The sequence below is a fragment of the Sinorhizobium chiapasense genome (assembly GCF_036488675.1).
Classification (GTDB): Bacteria; Pseudomonadota; Alphaproteobacteria; order Rhizobiales; family Rhizobiaceae; genus Sinorhizobium; species Sinorhizobium chiapasense.
In genome coordinates this window covers 863,811-883,552 of the sequence record NZ_CP133152.1, presented here as the reverse complement: position 1 = coordinate 883,552, position 19,742 = coordinate 863,811, and the positions used below count along the sequence as shown (strand labels likewise).

The following is a 19,742-nucleotide window of genomic DNA, read 5'->3' as shown; positions in this document are numbered from 1 at the left end:
TCCAGCGGAGGCAGCCGTGGAAACCGTCAATATTCACGAGGCCAAGACCCATCTGTCGCGGCTGGTCGAAAAGGCGGCGAGGGGAGAGCCGTTCATCATCGCCAAAGCGGGAAAGCCCCTTGTGAAGGTGGTAGCCCTCGATCAGCCTTCCGAGACCGAAAAGCGGCGGATCGGCTTCATGACCGGCGAGATCACCGTGCCGGACGATTTCGACCGTATGGGTAGCGATGAGATTGAAAGTCTCTTCGGCACGAACGCATGAATATACTGCTCGATACGCACATCCTTCTCTGGGTAGCCGGAACTCCCGACCGGCTGCCGCAGGAAGCTCGGGCGCTCATCGAAAATCGAGAGAACGCCCTCTTTTTCAGCGCGGCGAGCCTTTGGGAAATCGCCATCAAGCGTGGCCTCGGACACGCCGATTTCGAGGCCGATCCTCGGTTGCTGCGCCGCGGCCTGTTGGACAACGGCTATGAGGAACTGCCCGTCAGCAGTGCCCATGCGGTAGAAATCGATCAACTTCCACCAATCCACAAGGACCCTTTCGATCGTATTCTGGTCGCCCAGTCGATCGTTGAGGGTGTGACGCTGCTGACAGCGGATGAGATCGTCGGCAAGTATCCGGGGCCGATTCGGCTGGTGTGAACGCCTCACTCCAGTCTGCTGCGGAAGAGCCAGGCAGCGGCCGAAAGTGTCACGACGGCAATCAGGCAGAGCGGCAGCGTCTGGTGTACCACCTCTGCGAGCGGAATGTCCTTGAGGAACACCCCTTTCACGATCACCAGAAAATAACGCAGCGGATTGATGAGCGTGATCGGCTGCAGCCAGGACGGCATGTTTTCGATCGGCGTCGCGAAACCCGACAACAGCATCGCGGGGACCATGAACAGGAAGGCACCGAGAATCGCCTGTTGCTGCGTCATCGACAATGCCGAGATGAAAAGGCCGAGCCCGACGACGGAAGCGAGATAGAAGATCGCGCTTCCGTAAAGCAGGATGAGCGAGCCGCGCAACGGCACGCCGAAGATGAAGACGGCCGCAAAAATATAGACCGTGATATGGAAGAGCCCGATCAGCATCGGCGGTATCAGTTTGCCGATGAGGATTTCGTGGGTGCGCAGCGGCGAGACGATGAGTTGGTCGAAGGTACCGAGCTCACGCTCGCGGGCAACCGACAGCGCGGTGACGATCAGCCCGATCAGGAGCGCAATGCTTGCCACCAGGTTCGGCACCATGAACCATTGGTAGGTGAGGTTTGGATTGAACCAGTTGCGCGCCTCGACCCGAATCACATCGGATGCCGCCCGTTTTCCGGCGGGCGTCTCGGCGGCGAGCATGCCGACGATCTGGCTCAGATAACCGGAAACGATCTGCGAGGCGTTCGAGCGTCGCCCGTCGAGAATCACCTGCACTTCGGCCGGCCGCCCGGCCTCGATGTCGCGCGAAAAAGTCGGGCCGATTTCGAGTGCCGCGAGGACGCGCTGCGTGTCGATGGCGAGCCGGACTTCCGCCGGGCTGCTCGCCCGCGTGATCGTTCGGAAGGTCGGCGATCCGCCGATCTGCTGAACCAGTTCCTGGCTCCAATGGCCCGTATCGCGATCGAGCACCATCAGGTCGACGTTCTTCACCTCCAGGGTCGCCGCATAGGAAAAGACGAGCAGCTGGATGATCGGCGGACCGATCAGGATGGCGCGACCCTTCGGGTCACGCAGCACCGCCAGAAGCTCCTTGATGATCAGCGCCTTCAGCCGTGTCCACCACATCTCAGCCGATCCTCTTTCTGGTGCTGCGTGCGGCAAGTGCGAAAAAGACGCTGCCGATCAGAAGCATGACCGCGATCGCGCGCGCGAACATCGGCCAGATATCGCCGGCCAGAAATACCGTCTGCAGGCTGGGGATCAGATAGCGCGCCGGTACGATGAAAGTGATCCACTGGATGACGGTCGGCATGGAATTGATCTCGAAGAGGAAACCGGAAAGCAGGAAAGCCGGCAGGAACGCCGTTATCAGTGCGAGCTGCGAGGCGAGGAACTGGTTCTTGGTGGCAGCCGAGATCAGCAACCCCTGACCGAGCGCAGGCATCAGGAACGTGGCGGAAAGTGCGTACAGCGCCGCCACGGAGCCGCGGAAAGGCACGCCGAAAAGGAAGACGGCGAGCAGGACGCAGAGCGTCATCGAGGTGAGCCCGAGAATGAAATAGGGCAGGAGCTTGCCGGCAAGGAGCTCGGCGGCGGAGACGGGCGTCGCCATCATCGCCTCCATCGTCCCGCGCTCCCATTCCCGCGCCACGACCAGCGAAGTCAGCAGCGTGCCGACGAGCGTCATGACGATGGCGATCGATCCGGGAACAAGGAAATTGCGGCTTGTCAGTTCCGGATTGAACCAGAAGCGTTGTTCGGCAGCAATCGCAGGTGCGCGCCCGACACCCTCGCTGAAACGCTGGCGCTCCCAGTTGGCGACGGTGCCCTGCGCGTAGTTCTGAACGAAATTCGCCGTGTTCGGATCCGAGCCGTCGACGATGACCTGGATTGCCGGATGGCGTCCCGCGGCGTGGTCGGCCGCAAAGCCGGCCGGAATCACCAGGATGCCGCGCACGCGGCCGAGCACGAGATCGTCCTCGAATTCGCGGCGGTCGTGGCCGTTGACGACGGCGAAATAGCGCGACCCCTGAAAGCTTGCGGCGAGGTCGCGCGTCAATGGCGTTGCTTCCTCGACCACCAGTCCAACGCGCGTCCGCGTTGTATCGAGCGAAACGCCGTAGCCGAAGAGGAAGAGCAGGATCAGCGGCAGCACGAAGGCGATCAGGATGCTGCTCGGGTCGCGCACGATCTGATAGCTTTCCTTGCGCACGAGGGCGGTAAAGCGTCTGGCCCTGCCGCCACGCTCCTGAATGGAGCTCCTCCTCCGGATCACGTTCATGCCGCTTCCTTCGCCTCCGAATCCTGGATGAGCGCGATAAAGGCGTCTTCCATCGTCGGGTCCGGGAGGTCCTTGCTGGCGACGCGTGCCTTCATTTCGTCCGGCGAGCCAAGCGCGATCGAACGGCCGCGATAAATGAGCGAGATGCGATCGCAATATTCCGCTTCATCCATGAAATGGGTGGTGACGAGAACGGTCACGCCTTTTTCCACGAGGCCGTTGATGTGTGTCCAGAACTCGCGCCGGGTGATCGGATCGACACCGGAAGTTGGTTCGTCGAGAAAGAGAACCTCCGGTTCATGCAGCACGGCGCAGGCAAGCGCCAGGCGCTGTTTGAGGCCGAGCGGTAGGTCCTTGGCCGACATGTCCCGGGTCGGGCGAAAATCGAAGATCTGCGTCATAAGCCCGATGCGCTCACGGCGCTTCGCACCGGAGAGCCCGTAGACGCCCGCAAAGAAATTGAGATTCTGAATGACGCTGAGGTCGCCATAGAGAGAGAATTTCTGCGCCATGTAGCCGAGCCGGTTGCGTGCTTCGGCCGCGTCGCGCCTGAGATCGAAGCCTGCGACCCGGCCTTCGCCGGCCGTCGGCTTCAGCAGACCGCAGAGCATCTTGAATGTGGTCGACTTGCCGGCGCCGTTCGGACCCAGGAGGCCGAATATCTGGCCGCGCGGGATGTCGAAGGTGATGTTGTCGGCGGCGGTGAAGTCGCCGAAGCGCTTCGTCAGCCCGCGCGCCTCGATCACCGCCTTGCCCTCTTCCGCGGCAAAGATCCTCTGCGTCTCCGCAAGCCGCGAGCGGCCGCCGGGGCCGCCGCCGAGCATGTCGACAAAGGCGTCCTCGAAGCGCGGCGGCGTCATATCGGCACGCCAGGCCGTCGCCGCGCTGTTGCCGGCGAGCGACGGAGGCTCGAGACCCGCTTTCATCACGAGGCGGATCGCCTCGCCCTGAATGACGCCGTCGACCACGCCTTCGTCGTCGAGAAGGCGCGCAAGCTTCTCGCGGCGGCGACCTTCGATGCCGCTTACCCGAAAGACGCGCTCCGCCACCCGGTTCGTCATTTCCTGCGGCGCGCCGGAGAAAAGCAGTCTGCCCTGATTGAGCAGGTAGACGTGGTCGCAGGCCTCCGCCTCTTCGAGATAAGCCGTCGACCAGACAACGCCGATGCCTTCTGCTGTCAGATTTTCGACCATCTTCCAGAGATCGCGCCGCGAAATCGGATCGACGCCGACGCCTGGCTCGTCGAGCAGCAGAAGGCGCGGCTTGCGCAGGAGCGCGCAAGCAAGACCAAGCTTCTGCTTCATGCCGCCGGAAAGCTTTCCGGCAAGGCGCGTCGTGAAGCGTTTGAGATCGGTGAATTCGAGCAGTTCGCCGAACGTCGCGGCGCGCTCGGCTTTCGGCAGGCCGCGCAGGTCGGCATAGAGGTCGAGATTTTCCTGAACCGAGAGGTCTTCGTAAAGCCCGAAGCGTTGCGGCATGTAGCCGATTGCCGCCTGGATGCTCGCCGGATCCGTGCGCGTGTCGTAGCCAAGCACCTGAACGGTACCCGCATCTGGCAGCATGAGCCCGGTCATCAGGCGGATCAGTGTCGTCTTGCCGGCGCCATCGGGACCGACGAGGCCGGTGATCCGCCCGCCGGCGATCGTACCGCCGATGGAGTCGAGGGCGGGCGCCGGGGCACCGAACCGCTTGGTGACACCTGTCAACCGGACGAAGGGGTCGGAGGCGGCAGCAACGTCAGGAGCAGCGGCCGTCATGACATGGTCTCCCCGACCGCCGGCAGATGAATGGTGACCGGCATGCCTTGGCGCAGGTCCGCACCGGGATCGGTGACCACGATCCTGAGCCGGTAGACGAGATCCGTCCTGAGTTCCGGTGTCTCCACGGATTTCGGCGTAAATTCCGCAACAGGCGAGATGAAGCCGACGGTCGCATCATAGGCCCTGTTGGGGGCGGTGTCCGAGGTCACCTTGACCTTCATGCCCGGGTGAACCCGGCCAAGATCGGGTTCTGCGACATAGGCGCGAACCCAGACCGGTTCGGTCAGCGAGAGCACATAGACATTGTCGGCCGGGGAAACGATGGCACCGGTCTCGCGGACGCGCGAGAGGACGACGCCGGCGCTTGGCGCGACGAGTTCGGTATCCTTGAGCGAGGTCCGGGCACTGGCGAGCTTGGCCGTTGCCGCATTCACCTGTGCTTGCGCCGTGGCGATGTCCTCCACGCGGCTACCCTCTTCGAGCAGCGCCAGAGCCTCGCGCGCCGAGGTTGCGCGGGCGATTGCGGCGGCTCGCGCGGCGCTCGCCTGATCGAGGTCGGCTTGGGAAATCGTGCCGTTCGGCCGTAGTTGTCGCGCGCGCTCATAGGCGAGGTTGGCGTTTTCGAGCTCGGCGAGGCGCTCTTCATGGACGGCACGGGCCTGTGCGATTTCCGTAGCCCGCGCGCCCGCCTTGAGCTTGGCGAGCGTGGCGCTCAAGGCCTCCACCTCCGCCTTGGCTGCATCGACCTCCTGCTCGAACGGCTCGGCGTCGAGTCTGGCGATCACATCGCCAGCCTTCACGGCATCGCCCTCGTCGACACGTAGCTCCGCGATGCGGCCGCTGACGCGGAAGCCGAGCGACACCTGTCGGATATCGACATTGCCGTAAAGAATCGCCTGGCGATTGTCCTCAGCCCAGCCGATCCGCGCCGGTAGGTCGAACCACCAGCCCCCGGCCGCAAGGGCGGCGAGAAGGAGAGCGGGAAGGGCTATTTTCTTCATAACGTGTTGTCCTTTTCAACGCCGAGTGCGGCAACGAGCTCGGTCGCGTGATGGCGCAGGATTTCGAGCTCGTTCGGCCCGGCGGTTTCCCACTCGAGCTGGGCATAAACAGCGGCATGGGCCATCCGAAAGACGAGGACGCTTCCGACGAAGGACAGCGTCCTCAGGCGAATGCGTTCGGATGCGGGGTCGTCGCGGAGAATGATGCCGATAAGCCGCCGCGCCATCTCGATCATCGGCCGCATGATGCTGCCGTAGATGCGGGTGAAAGCCTCGGTCGGCTCCATCTGCTCGCGAATGATGAAGCGCGCCCAGCTTTCCGATTGCTTGCTGACGAAGAGGACAATCATCCTCTGAACCATCTGGGTCAGAAAGGCGCGTGCCTCGCTAGGGGGCATTTCCCTTCCGTCGGCATCGAGTTCTGCGAAGCGGGTGAGAATGGCGCCGCGCAAGTCGGCGACATGTCCGCCGATGAGCGAGGCGAGGTGTTCCGCGGCGGCGATGTAGAGGCCTTCTTTGCCGCCAAAATAATAGGGAATGGCCTGCAGGTTGACTCCCGCCGTGTCGGCGAGCGTGCGGGTCGTCGCGCCATCGAACCCATAGCGCCCGAAGACGTCGATGGAGGCGGCAAGGAGCTTCTCCCGCGTGGCGTCGCCGCGGTCGGCTCGAGGTTGTGAAGTGGGGTTGTTGTCTTTCATCATATGCTTAAATTACTCCATTCAAGCGATTAAGTCAATCGAATGAATTTTCGAACGTTGAATGGACGCGTACGCAAAGGCTGACAGGCTGGATGTGGCCCGCCCGGATCAAGGCGAAATGGGAAGGAAAAGACCCGCACCACTGGCAGCGTCAAGCGGGCCGAACGCTCAGGCGACGTTTCGCGTCTCCTCGGCGCTGTCGAGGCGCCGCTGGAACAACGCTGCAATAAGGTCGGACTGCGTCACGATGCCGACCACGCGATTGTCCGCGTCGACCACCGGCATATGGTGCAGACCCATGTCGGCCATCGGCGGCACGAGCTTGGCGATCATCGTCTCCGGCAGAGCCGACTGGACGCGTCGTGTCATGATGTCCGACACGAAGCGCGGCGCTGTGGTCGGTAGACCGATGATATTGCCGATCCGCTGGCGCAAGCCGATCTGCAGCCGCCCATCGGATGTCAGCGTCGAATGCTTCATGAAATCGGTCTGGGTGATGATGCCGACGAGCCCGTCCGTTTCGGTAACGACCGGCAAGGCCTTGATGCGGTGTGCAAGCAGCATTTTCCAGGCATGGCGGAGCGAGGCTTGCGGCGCAACGGTCGCAACATCGCGCGACATGATCTCGCCGCAGGTGATCTCGCCGGAGCGACGTTCGAAGGCGCGGATCTGCGCCTGGTGAACGAAGGCGTCGAGGTCCTCGGGACTGACATCGACAACCTCGCCATATTGCGCCAGCACCGCTTGCAGGTCTTCCGGCACGACGCCGAGGCGATGACCGGGCAAGGGATCCTGGGTGTTGTGCGGGTTTGCCGCAGGTGCAAGATGCGGATAGCGGCGGCCCGTGAGGTTGTTGAAGACGAGCGCAACGGCGAGGATGAGCAGCGAGTTGATCGCGACCGGAGAGAATACGAAGCCGTAGCCGGCCTGGTGGATGGCCGGCCCGCCGAGGACGGCAGTGAGCGCGACTGCGCCGCTCGGAGGGTGAAGGCAACCGAGCATCAGCATGGCGCCGATGGCGACAGCCACCGCGACGGCAGCGGCGACAACCGGATCGGGGATGAACAGAGCGCAGGTCACGCCGACTGTCGCGGCAACCGTATTGCCGCCAACGATCGACCAGGGCTGGGCGAGGGGACTCGATGGCGCGGCAAAGAGCAGAACCGCCGAAGCACCCATCGGTGCGATAAGCAGCGGCAGGCTCGCATCAGCACCGACGGCGAGCGTACTGATAAAACCGGTCAGCAATATTCCGATCAAGGCGCCGCAGGACGAGCGCAAACGCTCCCATCGGCCGACGGGTACGAGGGATGGAATGAAACGCCGGAAAAAGACCGTGGCCCTGGACATGCCTGCTCGCTGGCGAAGAGAAATTTGCACAGCCGGATAGCACGTGATCATGCTTTGAGCACGAAATTCGCATCCACAAAAAAGCAGCGGATTAAAAAATATGCATCGTGCCTACGAAATATCCGAAGGCTGTGCCCAATTCGCGCGAGCGGAGCTTCAAGCTGCCGCGGCAAAATCTATGGTGACTTTTGTTCCCTGATCGGGCGCGGTGTCGATCGCGATCTTTGCCTGGTGCAACTCGCTGATCCGGTGAACGATCTTCAAGCCGAGACCGAGCTGGCCCGATCGCTTGACGTAGCCGAGATCCTCGTGATGCTCCGGCAGATCGACCAGTCCCTTGCCATTGTCCTCGACCGAGACGAGAGGGCCGGGGCCACAGGTCACCACGATGCGGGTGCCCGGCGGATTATGTTTTACGGCATTCTCGATCAGGTTGCGCAGCATGTTTTCGACGAGTGCGGGGATGACAGTGACCGGCGTCGTGCCATGGTCGACGAACTCGATCGATCTCCCCTGATCGAACACGAATGGCGCCGTCATCTCCGTGACCTCGGCCCCGATCAGGGAGAGACTCGCACGCTGATAGGCGGAAGGGTCGACGGCATCGGCACGTGCGAGCGACGTCAGTTGCTCGAGGATATGCGTGAGCGCGTCGAGATCGCGCTCGGCATTGCGGGCACGCGGGTCGGCGATACGGCTCAGTTCCATCTTGGCGATCGAAACGGGCGTGCGTATCTCGTGGGCGATCGAGGACGAAAACACCTTCTGCGACTGGATCAGATCGGCAACGCGGGCGAGTAGCCGGTTGACGGCGCTGACAAGGCGTTCGATTTCCTGCGGCATGCGGGTCGCCGGCAGGCGCGCGCCGCTGTCGCGCGGGTCGATCGCGTCAGCCGCCCTGACGGCCACCGCCACCGGTCGCAGGGCGCTGCGTATCGACCAGATGGTCGCGCCGATGACGAGGCAGAACATCAGCGTCATCGGCACGATCATCGAATCGAACATTTCATGAAGCAGGGCGCTGTACATGAAGCCGTTCGGATCCTTGAGAATTGCAAGTTCGACAAGAACAGGCACGCCGTCGTGTTCGAAGGACTGGCCTCCAGCGATGCTGAAGGGCTTGCCCGGTTCGATCAGCCGCTTCCAGAAATTTGGGGCGTTGACGCTCAATGGCAGAAAGTGCGCGGCGCACTCCGTCGTGCAATTGGAAAAGAGCACCGAGCCGGAGGCTGTGCGCACCCGGACATAGATCGCGCCGTCCCGGCCGTGGCGTTCCAGATAACGCTCGCGCAATTCGTGATCCGGCTTGTAGGTCAGGACGCCGTCCCGGTTCACGATCGCCCTCGATAGGGTCCCCGTTTCCTGCTGCAGCATAAGCACGCTGAGCTTGTCATCGTCGAACCAATAGTCGGCGAAGACTACGCCGATCTGCAGCGCCATCGCGAGAAGCGAGAAGGCGATGATGCGACGCGCGACGATGCCGATCAGCGACGGATTTCTTCGTTTCATGAACCCGTCCTGAGCAGGTAGCCGATTCCGCGCACGGTCTCGATCTGCACGCCCGTTTCGAGTGGCTGTAGTCGTTTGCGCACCCTGGAAACGGCAAGTTCCAGTGCGTTGGAACTGATCTCCTGTCCGTATTCCGAAAGCGCCGTCTCGAGCCGGCGCTTCGGAACGACGCGGCCGACCTCGCGCATCAGGATCTCTATCAGCGAGCGCTCGCGCGGAGGCAGCGGCACGACGGCGCCGTCACAGGTAAGGTCGGCCGTCGCCGGATCGTAGCGCAAGGCGCCGGCTTCCAAGACCGGCTGTATCGCATGTGGATTGCGCCTCAGCATGGCCCGGCAGCGTGAGAGCAATTCGCGGTGGTGGAAGGGTTTGACGAGATAGTCGTCGGCGCCAGCATCGAGCCCCATGATGCGTTCATCGACCGATCCCCGGGCGGTTATGATCAACACCGGAAGTCCGGGATGCTCATGCCGGATCCACTTCAGCAGATCGAGACCGTCACCGTCCGGCAGGCCGAGGTCGAGAAGCACGAGATCATGTTCCCGTGCCGCGATCGCCGCCTCGGCATCGTGAAGTGTCGAGACCGCGTCAAGTCGCCAGCCGGCGTCGCGCATCGTCTCTCCCACGAGTTCGATGAGGCGCGGACTGTCTTCTATGAGAAGGAGGCGCATGGGGTCCCTGAAATCAAGCCTTCCTACAGCCGGCCGCGATCGACCATAAGTGCTTTTCCTCGAAGTGCCAACTTTCGACAAGGGAGGGTGAAGCGCACCAGCAAAGGGCAGGTGGGCTCGCAGAACAAAAACCGCCATAGCTGTCAAACAGCTGTCCGGTTCTTCAAAAACGCCGCCGTCGACCCGCTGCAAAATCCTCCGCCATCTCCGACAGGACTTCGACAGCTTGCGCGCAGTACTGCCGAAGGACTTGAGGCGTGGCGGCGATTCGGCCGCACGCCGCCAGGGACAATTGACGCGCGCTTCCGTAGCGCCTCCGCCTGTCCGCCCTTCTGGAGATGAGTATTTTGACGCTTTCAAAAGTTCGCCGACCCGAGATCGGCAGCGTGGCCTTGAGCGCCATCGCCGCCGCCTATTTGCTTCTGGCCACCAACAATTCATTCTGGATCCATGCGGGGAACTATTTCGGCGCTTCGAAATTGAGCTTGCTCGTCTTCGGCGCAGCGCTCTATCTCGCGCTGTTCTCCATATTGATCCCGATGTCGATTAAATACCTGATGAAGCCGGCGCTGATTTTCTTCATCCTGGTATCGGCATCCGCTTCCTACTTCGCCGACGTATTCGGCGTCATCATCGACAGGGACATGATCGGCAGCGCCGTGGTTACGACACCGGCCGAGGCCAGTCATCTCCTGACGGGCAGTCTTGCGCAGCACCTGGTGGTCTATGCCCTCTTTCCTTCGCTGATTGTGGCGTGGGTCAAGGTTCGCCACCGTCGCTTTCTGCCAAAGTTTACCGTCAATTTTCTCTTTGTGACCGTCGCGCTCTTCGCCGCCGGTGGCCTGATCTATTCCAACTTCGCAACATTTGCCTATGTGCTGCGCGAGCACACGGATCTGATGAAAAGGTTCAATCCCACCGGGCCGCTTGTCGCGGCGGCACGCTACGGCCTGTCGACCTATCGGGAGCGCAATCTTGTCGTCCAACCACTCGGCACCGACGCACACCAAGGCGACCGTATTGCGCAAGTCGGAAAGCCCGTGGTCGTTGTCGTCGTTGCGGGTGAGACGGCTCGGGCAATGAACTTTTCGCTCGACGGCTATGGCCGCGAGACCAATCCGGAACTGAAGGCGCTCGGGGTTGTCAACTACGCCAAGACGACGAGTTGCGGCACGGCGACGTCAGTCTCGCTACCTTGCATGTTTTCCGTCTACCCGCGCAACGAATACAGCGACTGGAAGGCGCGCTCGACCGAGAACCTCGTCAATGTCCTCACCCACGCTGGTGTTTCCGTAAGCTGGTGGGACAACAACACCGGCAGCAAAGGCATTGCCGACCTCATCAGCTTCGCCAGCATGACGAACCAGAAGAACAGCCCGCTCTGCAGCAAGGGCGAATGCCTCGATGAAATCTTCCTCGGGGAACTGGATCGCAAGCTCGGTGCCACGACCGGAAACAGCGTGATCGTCCTGCACCAGCTCGGCAGCCATGGGCCGTCTTACTATCGGCGTTATCCCGAGGCGTTCCGCCGCTTTACGCCGGACTGCCGCACGCCGGAACTGATGCGCTGCACGACTGCCGAGATCGTCAACGCCTACGACAACACCATCCTTTACACCGATCACATCCTCGCAAGCGTCGCGAAGCTCTTGGAAAAGCACCAGGATCACGTCGCCGGTGCAATGATCTACATGTCGGATCACGGCGAGTCGCTTGGTGAGAACGGCATCTATCTGCATGGCGCGCCCTATGCCATCGCACCCAAGGAACAAACCCAGGTTCCCTTCATCGCCTGGTTCTCCAAACCGTACCGGGCGGCGATGGGCATCGATACCGACTGCCTCGCCAAGGAGAGCGACCAGCCGAGATCGCACGACAACCTGTTCCACACGGTACTCGGGATGATGGACGTCGAGACCAGGGTCTATAACCGCTCCCTCGACGCCTTCTCCGCCTGCAGGCGGCCCGAGACACGAAAAGGAGCGCCCGGGTTCCACGCCGTGGACAGTCAGACGATCGCCGATCCGGCTTCAGGGGTACTCTGACGCATCGACGGCGAACATCACTCCCCGCGCGAAGCTGTCGGCAGGGCTGCAAATCTGTTAGACTCAGCCAACAACGACGCCAACTGAGAGTTTTTTGCAGCTGGCCGCCGGGCGCCTGATCCAGTTTCATCGCGACCTTCGCGGCATAAGCGCGCAAGGAGGATCGATCGATGCAGTTCGTCGGGATTCAGGTCTATGCGGAGCGCGGCGGCAAGACGGGTTTCACGGTCGAATTCGTAGGCGCGACCGGTGAGATCGTATCGGTATCCTGCCCGCAGAACGCCGAGGGCACGCTCAACCGACTTAACGTCGTCGCGCGGGCAAAACAGATTCTCGCCGCGGCGATCGACGCGGACGAGGCTCTTCTTGGCATCACCGGGACGAGACGATCTCCATTGGTCCCGGAAGGTGCTCTTGCCAATGCGCGCCAGGCGCACGATCAGCACGCGATGGAAGAGCAACTGGAGGAGGGGCTCGAAGATACGTTTCCTGCAAGCGACCCCGTATCTATCGTCAGTTCCGCGATCCCGAAGGGCTCGTCGCACAGGTGAAGGGTTCACGCGACTTGAGAAGGCTGCCGTAACATTTTGAGTTTCCGTGCATTTTTTCAGAATTTGGATTCTCTTCGGGAAAAATATGCGCTACTGCATGTACCCTTAAATCGTTTCGATTTAAGGATAAAAACATGCAGCAATTCAAAGTGCTACAGCGTCCTTTGCGCGTCTTTGATGAGACGCGCGGCGCTGTAGAGCTTATGCCCCGCTACCGGCGCTACCACGTTTGGCAGCCCCCATTACCGGCGACGGTCGACTCTCATCCAGCGGAGAACACCGCCCTGGACGCGTGCAGGAGATCCAATCCATGAATGCCCGACGTCTTACCTTCGCAGTCGGTGACATTCACGGATGCCTGGCGCAGCTCGAAGCGTTGCTTGCAAGCATCGAATCCGCAGTGCCGAGCGGCCGGATCATATTCCTTGGCGATCTGATCGACCGAGGGCCGGAGAGCCGCGGTGTGGTCGAGCGGATCATGGCGGGGCCGACCAAGCCCGGCTGGGAATGGCTGACCCTCAAGGGTAATCATGAGGACATGCTTCTGGCTGCGCGAAGAGGCTACGCCGAGATGAGCGCGTGGCTCATGAACGGCGGCGACGAGACCATGGCATCCTATGGCGGGGCAATACCGTTGAGCCATCTCGTCTGGATGGCGGAGAGGCCGTCGATCATCGTTGATCACTATCGCATCTTCGTGCACGCCGGGGTCGACGAGAATATTCCGCTGGACCAGCAGGGTGACGACATCCTGCTTTGGATCAGGACGCCGTCGAACCATTCAGGCGACTACTGGGGCAAGCATCTGTGTCATGGCCATACGCCGAGCCGAAGCAATCCCAGGACCGTCGGCAACCGGACCAATGTCGATTCCGGAGCCGTCTTCGGCGGTGTGCTTTCCTGTGCCGTCTTCGACGACGAGAAGCCGGGCGGCCCGATCGGCTTTCTCGTCGCCGAGAGCGTGGACGGCTAGATGGTCGCCCTGGTCATATCTGCGTGAACGAGGATTGTGCTGCCGTGCGCAAGGCGATACTTGTGCGCCTGCTGCAGGGGGCAGCTACTGCATGTCTCCTTAAATCGACCTCGATTTAAGGGCAAAGACATGCAGCAATTCAAAGGGCTACAGCGACCTTTGCGCGTCCGATAAGACGCGCGGCGCTGTAGGGGCACCCATCACTGAAAGGGACTGGGTTGGATCATTTGAATTCATCGCTTTTCACGAAAAGATTTTCCGCCCTTTTGTTCGATATGGATGGAACGTTGCTCAACTCGATGGCCGTCGTCGAACGAGTCTGGGGGGCGTGGGCAGATCGCAACGGGGTCGATCGCGAAATTCTGATGAAGTCGGTGCATGGCGTACGGGCCGTCGACACCATACGCAAGCTGGGCCTCGCGGTCGACGCGGAATTCGAAGCGCGCGAACTGGCCGCGGCAGAAATCGCGGATGTCGAGGGTATCGTCGAGATTCCCGGCGCCGTCGCCTTTCTGAACTCCCTGCCACCGGAGAAATGGGCGATTGTCACCTCGGCGCCGCTCGAACTCGCTGTTCGTCGCCTAGCGGCTGCCGGGATACCGACGCCGCGGCTGATGATAACCGGTGAAGACGTGTCGGCCGGCAAACCCGACCCGCAAGGCTACCTTCTTGCGGCCGGAAGACTCGGCGTACGCGCAGAAGAGTGCCTTGTCTTCGAGGACGCGCCGGCCGGCATTCTTGCAGGAAGGGCCGCCGGGGCGGAGGTTGCGGTCATCACCGGCGCCCATGTGGCGGCCGCCGACACGCCGCACCTCACGCTCGCGCACTACACCGACGTCGAAGCCCGCCTCGGCGATGACGGGTGGCTCTCGCTGCATCGGCTTAATCGCTGACGCGCCACGTCGGTTTTTTGAAATCACACAACGTCTTGGACGTGCGGCCGTGCCGCATTCTGTGCCATTGTCTCGCTGCGATGGCGCTAACGTATGCGGTATTCCGCTCGAGCGTGCAGGAGATCAACGCTATGGCTTTTCCACTTTTTGACCTCGCAGGCAGGCGCGCCCTTGTCACAGGCTCTTCGCAAGGCATCGGTTTTGCGTTGGCGCGCGGACTGGCCGAGCACGGTGCCTCGATCGTGCTCAATGGCCGGGACCGCTCGAAGCTGGAGACCGCTGCCGGGTCTCTCAAAGATGCCGGTCATCACGTCGCCATCTCGGATTTCGACGTAACCGACTACGATGCAGTGAAGAACGGGGTCGAAGCGATCGAGCGGGACATCGGGCGCATCGACATCCTGGTCAACAACGCCGGCATGCAGTTCCGCACACCGCTCGAGGACTTTCCTGCTGACCGCTGGGAGCAACTGCTGAAGACGAACATCTCCAGCGCCTTCTATGTCGGCCAGGCGGTTGCCCGAAATATGATCAAGCGCGGAGCGGGCAAGATCATCAACATCGCCTCGGTGCAAAGCGAACTGGCGCGTCCCGGGATCGCCCCCTATGCGGCCACCAAGGGTGCCGTGAAAAACCTGACGCGCGGCATGTGCGCCGACTGGGCGAAGCATGGCTTGCAGGTGAACGCCATTGCGCCGGGCTACTTCAAGACGCCGTTGAACCAAGCGCTTGTCGACAGCGAAGAATTTTCTTCGTGGCTGGAAAAGCGGACACCGGCGGCGCGCTGGGGCGAGGTCGATGAACTCGTCGGCGCGGCCGTCTTCCTCGCCAGCGATGCATCATCTTTTGTCAATGGACACACGCTTTACGTCGACGGCGGAATCACGACCTGCCTTTGACCATCGAGATCGCCCGGCCACGCGAGCAGCTCCTGAGAGTTCGTTCATTTCGAGAAGAGTTGGCCGATCAGTTCTGATGCTGGGCCTTGCCATAGATCTCCCTGACCTGTGCCGGCCCACAACGACAGGAAATCCGCCGAGCCCCTTGCCGTCGATGCGCTCCTGATGTCGCGGGTGAACTTGTTCTGCGCAGGGAAGGGCATGACGGCCTCCGCGGTCATCGCGCCCATGAAGCGGTTCTCGATCCCGCGCGCCAGCCGACCCGAAAAGGCGCGCGTCGTCCGTGTCTTTCGTGCGGGCTCCAGAAGCTTCGATCGATAAGGCGCGGAGGTGCCGGCCTCGGAGGTCGCGAGGAACGCCGTGCCCATCTGCACCGCCTGGGCTCCCGCGGCGAGCCCCGCACGGATGTCCTCGGCCGTCATAATGCCACCCGCGGCGATGAGCGGCACTCCCACCCTTTTTATGCCCTGTGCCAGCAGTTCCCGAATGCCGACTTCCCTGTCCGCGGCTTCCGGATCGAAGATGCCGCGGTGACCGCCGGCCTCGAAGCCTTGAAGCGTGATCGCGTCGACGCCGCTCTCTTCGAGAAGCTGCGCTTCCTCTGGCGTGGTGGCGGTACCGATGAGCAGCACGCCAGCTTTTCGAGCGGCGCGGATATGCTCGGCGGAGAGCAGTCCGAAGACGAAACTGAAGACGGCGGGCCTGATCCTGACGACCGCCTCGAACTGCGCATCGAAATCCTCTTCGTATGGCCCCGAGAATCGCGGCGCCGGCAGATCGAGCTCGGCGCGGTACTTTGCGGTAGCCGCAATCGCCCGCTCGATCGTGCCGGGCTCAATCGGCGGGATCGGGTGGGGAATGAAGAGGTTGATCGCAAAGGGCCGGTTGGTGCGCTGACGAACTTGCGCGGCGAAATTCTCGATCTCCGCCGGGCTGGAATAGGCCGCACCGGCTGAACCCAGCGCGCCTGCAGCCGACGCGGCCGCCACGAGCTCGGGCGATGAGGGACCGCCTGCCATCGGCGCGACAATGAGGGGATGCTTGAGCCCCAGTTTTCGAAAAGCATTGTTCTCGATAATCGTCGGCATGTTCGATCTCCAAGCTAAGCGTCAGTCGCTTTCTCTGTGCGGCACGGCTTGCCGCCTGCGCGTCGCACCGGCAGGCGGCGAAGACGCAGGTGACGACGGCTTCAGGACTTTGTCTCTGCGGCCCGTTGTTGCCGGTATTGAGCGGTCGGAAGGCCGCCCCAGCCCCAATTGTCGAGGTCGACTTCCTCGATCACGACATAGGTCGATTCAAGCGGCTTGTTCAGGACGTTGAGGAGCACCTCGCTGACCCCCTTGATGATCGCGGCCTTTTCCTCGGCGGTGACCGAATTGCGGCCCGGGGCGCTTCCCTCGCGGGTAACCTGTACGGTGACGATAGGCATTGCAGCCTCCTTTGTGAAAATTGTTGCGTCTTTGACCGCGGCCGCGCCGCCGCAGCGCGGCCGCTCTCCAGTGTGCCGGTTACCAGCGGCCGGCGTTCTGGCCGCCGTCGACATGGAGGATCTCGCCGGTGATGAAGCCGGCGTTCTCGAGGTAGAGAACGGCGTCGACGATGTCGCGGATGTCGCCCATGCGGCCGACCGGATGCAGTGCGGCGAGGGCCGAGTGCGTTTCGATCGGATGCATCGGCGTCTTGATAATCCCCGGAGATACCGCGTTCACACGCACGCCACTCTTCGCGAACTCCATCGCCAGCGATCGGGTCACCGCATTCAAGCCACCCTTGGTCAGGGAGGCGAGAGCGGAGGGCACGCCGGCGATCGGTTGATCGACCAGGCTGGTGGTGATGCTGACGATATGGCCCGAACCCTGCTTCAGCATCTCCGCGGCGGCGCGCTGGGTGATGTGGAAGAAGCCGGCCACGTTGACGCCGAGGTTATTGTCGTAGTCTTCCTCAGTCATTTCGACGAAGGGCTTGGCGAGGAAGACGCCGGCATTGTTGACCAGCGAGTCGATGCGGCCGAAACGCTCGATCCCTTCGCGGACGATGCGCTCCGCGGTTTCCGACTTGCTGATATCGCCGGCAACGGCATGGATACTCGGGTCGGCGCTCGGCTTGATCGATCGGGAAGTGGCGATAACGCGGTAATTCCGGTCGCGATAGGCGCGAACCAATCCGGCGCCGATGCCTTGCGATGCGCCGGTGATAATGACGACCTTCTGTTCGGTACTCATGGATGTGATCCTTTCTCGATTGCAGCGGCCGCCTTCTGCGTCCGCCCTCCGCCCTCGGCGTTGGTGCAATTGAAGTTAGATCCATCCGTTGTTTGGGAGAATTACCGACATTCGGCAGACACTCAACCGAGATTCGGTATAATCAGTTAAGTGTGCCTGCCTCCGCCGCCAAGCGTGCGAACTCAGAGCGCAGCCGCGGCGCGGCGAAGTCGACGAAGGTGCGGACCTTCGGAACCGACATGCGACCTTGCGGCGCGATGAGGTGCGCCGGCAGGGGCGGGTGCTCGGCCTCGGCCAGCACGATCTTCAGCCGCCCGTCTCTCACATATTCCGCGACATGATAGGAATAGAGCCTGGTCAAGCCGTGGCCTGCGACAGCTGAGGCGGCCGCAGCCCGCACGCTGTTGACGATGCATCTCGGCGAGAACTGGACCGTCCGAGGGATGGATGAGCCTTTCGCCGGCGTGAAGTTCCACGAATCGAGACCGAAATTGGTGAAGGCCACGATCTGGTGTTTGGCGAGGTCCGCCGGCTCTTCGATGCGCGGATGAGTGGCCAAATAGCGAGGCGAGGCGACCACGACGCGCCGGACATCGCCGCCGACTCGCGTGGAAATCTGCGACGAATCCGCGAGGTGGCCAATACGCAGAGCGATGTCGACGCCTTCGTCTATCAGATTGACGAAACGGTCCAGGAGGAGAAGCTGGGCGGAGACGGCTGGGTGAAGATCAAGGAAATCATCGAGAATGGGGCACAGCACCTCCTCGCCGAGGATCGGCGGGGCCGAAATTGTCAACATGCCACGCGGAGCCGAACGTTCGCCGCCGGCCAGCATGTCGGCTTCCTCGAGGTCGATGAGCACCCGCCGGCAGGCGGCCGCATAACGTTGGCCGGCCTCGCTCAGCTTGAGCGTGCGGGTCGTCCGGTGCAGCAACTCGACGCCGACATGCGCTTCCAGGAAGCTCAGCGCTCGGCTGACCGCCGTCGGCGATCGCTTCATTCGGCGGGCGGCGCCAGCGAGACTGCCTTCGTCGATCGCCGTGACGAACACCCTCATAGCATCGATGCGGTCCATTTTATTCTGCCGATCTGTGGGATAGTAACTGCCGGACAGCAAGTATTCACCCGAATGCGGCAATAAGCAACTATCGCGTCATAGCCAACCGGCGTGGGCCATCAGATCCGGGCCAGCACGCTCAACGACGGAGACATGACGATGAAAGCCTTCAAATTCGGAAAGCTCGCAGTTCTGCTTGCCACTTCTGCAATGCTGTGTTCCTCTACACCGGTTTTCGCACAAACCGCGAAGGCATCGGATAGCGTCAACACGCAATCCCTGGCAGCCGAGGAAACGGCGAAGATTCGCCTGACGCGCAAGAGTGCCGCCTATTGGCAGGTCACATTCAATAATCCGCCGCTTAACATCATCGGCCCCGCCGAGGTCCGCGAGTTGGTCAAGATTCTTGAGCGGATCGAAGCAGACCCGAAGGTTAAGGTGGTCGTGTTCGACAGCACCGTGCCGGGCTTTTTCATCGCCCACTATGACCTGTTGAAGCCGCTCGAAGATTCCACCGGCATGGAGCCCGGGCCGACGGGCATGCATCCCGTGCCCGACCTCATGGTGCGCCTCAGCCGTCTCAAGGCCGTGACGATCGTTTCCATTCGAGGGCGGGCGAGCGGCATCGGCAGCGAACTGGCGCTCGCCGCAGACATGCGTTTCGCCAGCAGTGAGAATGCGGTACTGTCGCAATTCGAAGTCGGCGCCGGCTTCGTCCCGGGCGGCGGCCCGATGGCCTACCTGCCTCGCCTTGTCGGCCGTGGCCGCGCCCTCGAGATCCTGATCGGCGCCGACGACTTCAACGGCGAACTGGCCGAACGCTACGGTTACGTGAACCGCGCACTGCCGGATGCGGAACTGGACCGTTTTGTCGACGCGCTGGCAACTCGCATTGCTTCGTTCGATCAGCATGCAATTGTGGAGACCAAGAAACTCGTCGATCGCGCCAGCATGCCTCCGCAAGAGGAAATGCAGCCGGGATGGGATGCATTCATCACTTCTGTTCAGCGTCCCGCTGCCCAGGCGCGGGTCAAGGCTCTCGTTGAAAAGGGGCTGCAGCGACCCGGCGATGTTGAGAAGAACCTCGGCCAGTACACGGCCAAGTACCAGGAATAGATTGCGAGTTCTGCCCACCATCTCGAAGTAGTCCGGCGATCCGCTCCTTGCGGGACGCCTCAATAAAGGGAGACCGAC

General features: G+C 62.0%; 20 protein-coding genes. 8 read left to right on the top strand and 12 right to left on the bottom strand.

Translation table 11 applies throughout. The features are described 5' to 3' along the window. The first annotated feature begins 16 nt into the window (after positions 1-16). Positions 17-262: a type II toxin-antitoxin system Phd/YefM family antitoxin gene (locus RB548_RS28805; protein ID WP_331375816.1), complete on the top strand. Its 246-nt coding sequence runs from the start codon at positions 17-19 to the stop codon at positions 260-262. Beyond that, positions 259-645: a type II toxin-antitoxin system VapC family toxin gene (locus RB548_RS28800; RefSeq protein WP_331375815.1), complete on the top strand. Its 387-nt coding sequence runs from the start codon at positions 259-261 to the stop codon at positions 643-645. The genes RB548_RS28805 and RB548_RS28800 overlap by 4 nt, the downstream gene beginning before the upstream one ends. Positions 646-650: 5 nt before the next feature. On the opposite strand, the gene RB548_RS28795 is transcribed toward RB548_RS28800, so the two are convergent. The 8 genes from RB548_RS28795 to RB548_RS28760 all read right to left on the bottom strand — a co-directional run bounded on the left by RB548_RS28795 (position 651) and on the right by RB548_RS28760 (position 9,908). After that, the gene (locus RB548_RS28795; RefSeq protein ID WP_331375814.1) at positions 651-1,763 is read right to left on the bottom strand and encodes an ABC transporter permease; all 1,113 of its coding nucleotides are present in this window, start codon (positions 1,761-1,763) and stop codon (positions 651-653) included. 1 nt (position 1,764) lies between these two features. After that, positions 1,765-2,919 carry an ABC transporter permease gene (locus RB548_RS28790; RefSeq protein ID WP_331375813.1) on the bottom strand — a complete coding sequence of 385 codons (1,155 nt, stop codon included), beginning with the start codon at positions 2,917-2,919 and terminating at the stop codon, positions 1,765-1,767. Then, positions 2,916-4,676 (bottom strand): ATP-binding cassette domain-containing protein, encoded by a 1,761-nt coding sequence (locus RB548_RS28785; protein ID WP_331375812.1) that lies wholly within the window; start codon positions 4,674-4,676, stop codon positions 2,916-2,918. The genes RB548_RS28790 and RB548_RS28785 overlap by 4 nt, the downstream gene beginning before the upstream one ends. Beyond that, on the bottom strand, positions 4,673-5,680 hold the full coding sequence (hlyD, locus tag RB548_RS28780) for a secretion protein HlyD (protein WP_331375811.1): 1,008 nt from the start codon (positions 5,678-5,680) through the stop codon (positions 4,673-4,675). The genes RB548_RS28785 and hlyD overlap by 4 nt, the downstream gene beginning before the upstream one ends. Beyond that, on the bottom strand, positions 5,677-6,381 hold the full coding sequence (locus RB548_RS28775; protein ID WP_331375810.1) for a CerR family C-terminal domain-containing protein: 705 nt from the start codon (positions 6,379-6,381) through the stop codon (positions 5,677-5,679). The genes hlyD and RB548_RS28775 overlap by 4 nt, the downstream gene beginning before the upstream one ends. A 165-nt stretch (positions 6,382-6,546) precedes the next feature. Then, positions 6,547-7,728 carry an HPP family protein gene (locus RB548_RS28770; RefSeq protein ID WP_331375809.1) on the bottom strand — a complete coding sequence of 394 codons (1,182 nt, stop codon included), beginning with the start codon at positions 7,726-7,728 and terminating at the stop codon, positions 6,547-6,549. A 156-nt stretch (positions 7,729-7,884) separates the two neighbouring features. Continuing rightward, positions 7,885-9,237: a sensor histidine kinase gene (locus tag RB548_RS28765; protein WP_331375808.1), complete on the bottom strand. Its 1,353-nt coding sequence runs from the start codon at positions 9,235-9,237 to the stop codon at positions 7,885-7,887. Further along, the gene (locus RB548_RS28760) at positions 9,234-9,908 is read right to left on the bottom strand and encodes a response regulator transcription factor (RefSeq protein ID WP_331375807.1); all 675 of its coding nucleotides are present in this window, start codon (positions 9,906-9,908) and stop codon (positions 9,234-9,236) included. The genes RB548_RS28765 and RB548_RS28760 overlap by 4 nt, the downstream gene beginning before the upstream one ends. Before the next feature lie 347 nt (positions 9,909-10,255). Here RB548_RS28760 and RB548_RS28755 point away from each other — a divergent pair, with 347 nt between their 5' ends. The 5 genes from RB548_RS28755 (at position 10,256) to RB548_RS28735 (ending at position 15,269) form a co-directional block, all read left to right on the top strand. Further along, on the top strand, positions 10,256-11,953 hold the full coding sequence (locus tag RB548_RS28755; protein WP_331375806.1) for a phosphoethanolamine transferase: 1,698 nt from the start codon (positions 10,256-10,258) through the stop codon (positions 11,951-11,953). A gap of 170 nt (positions 11,954-12,123) precedes the next feature. Beyond that, a complete protein-coding gene (locus tag RB548_RS28750) occupies positions 12,124-12,504 on the top strand; it encodes a hypothetical protein (protein ID WP_331375805.1) in 381 nt (126 codons plus the stop codon). Positions 12,505-12,814: 310 nt separating this feature from the next. Continuing rightward, a complete protein-coding gene (locus RB548_RS28745) occupies positions 12,815-13,477 on the top strand; it encodes a metallophosphoesterase family protein (RefSeq protein ID WP_331375804.1) in 663 nt (220 codons plus the stop codon). A 275-nt stretch (positions 13,478-13,752) separates the two neighbouring features. Beyond that, a complete protein-coding gene (locus RB548_RS28740; RefSeq protein WP_408642502.1) occupies positions 13,753-14,370 on the top strand; it encodes an HAD family hydrolase in 618 nt (205 codons plus the stop codon). Positions 14,371-14,501: 131 nt separating this feature from the next. Further along, the gene (locus tag RB548_RS28735; protein ID WP_331375802.1) at positions 14,502-15,269 is read left to right on the top strand and encodes an SDR family oxidoreductase; all 768 of its coding nucleotides are present in this window, start codon (positions 14,502-14,504) and stop codon (positions 15,267-15,269) included. A 44-nt stretch (positions 15,270-15,313) separates the two neighbouring features. On the opposite strand, the gene RB548_RS28730 is transcribed toward RB548_RS28735, so the two are convergent. From RB548_RS28730 to RB548_RS28715, 4 genes are all read right to left on the bottom strand, one after another. Then, a complete protein-coding gene (locus tag RB548_RS28730; RefSeq protein WP_331375801.1) occupies positions 15,314-16,357 on the bottom strand; it encodes an NAD(P)H-dependent flavin oxidoreductase in 1,044 nt (347 codons plus the stop codon). A 101-nt stretch (positions 16,358-16,458) separates the two neighbouring features. After that, a complete protein-coding gene (locus RB548_RS28725; protein ID WP_331375800.1) occupies positions 16,459-16,698 on the bottom strand; it encodes a tautomerase family protein in 240 nt (79 codons plus the stop codon). Positions 16,699-16,777: 79 nt separating this feature from the next. Beyond that, positions 16,778-17,491, bottom strand: a complete 714-nt coding sequence (locus tag RB548_RS28720) for an SDR family NAD(P)-dependent oxidoreductase (protein ID WP_331375799.1) — start codon at positions 17,489-17,491, stop codon at positions 16,778-16,780. 142 nt (positions 17,492-17,633) lie between these two features. Continuing rightward, complete coding sequence (locus tag RB548_RS28715) at positions 17,634-18,566, bottom strand: LysR family transcriptional regulator (protein ID WP_331375798.1); 933 nt, start codon at positions 18,564-18,566, stop codon at positions 17,634-17,636. Positions 18,567-18,707: 141 nt separating this feature from the next. Here RB548_RS28715 and RB548_RS28710 point away from each other — a divergent pair, with 141 nt between their 5' ends. Then, on the top strand, positions 18,708-19,664 hold the full coding sequence (locus RB548_RS28710; RefSeq protein ID WP_331375797.1) for an enoyl-CoA hydratase/isomerase family protein: 957 nt from the start codon (positions 18,708-18,710) through the stop codon (positions 19,662-19,664). Positions 19,665-19,742: the final 78 nt, after the last annotated feature.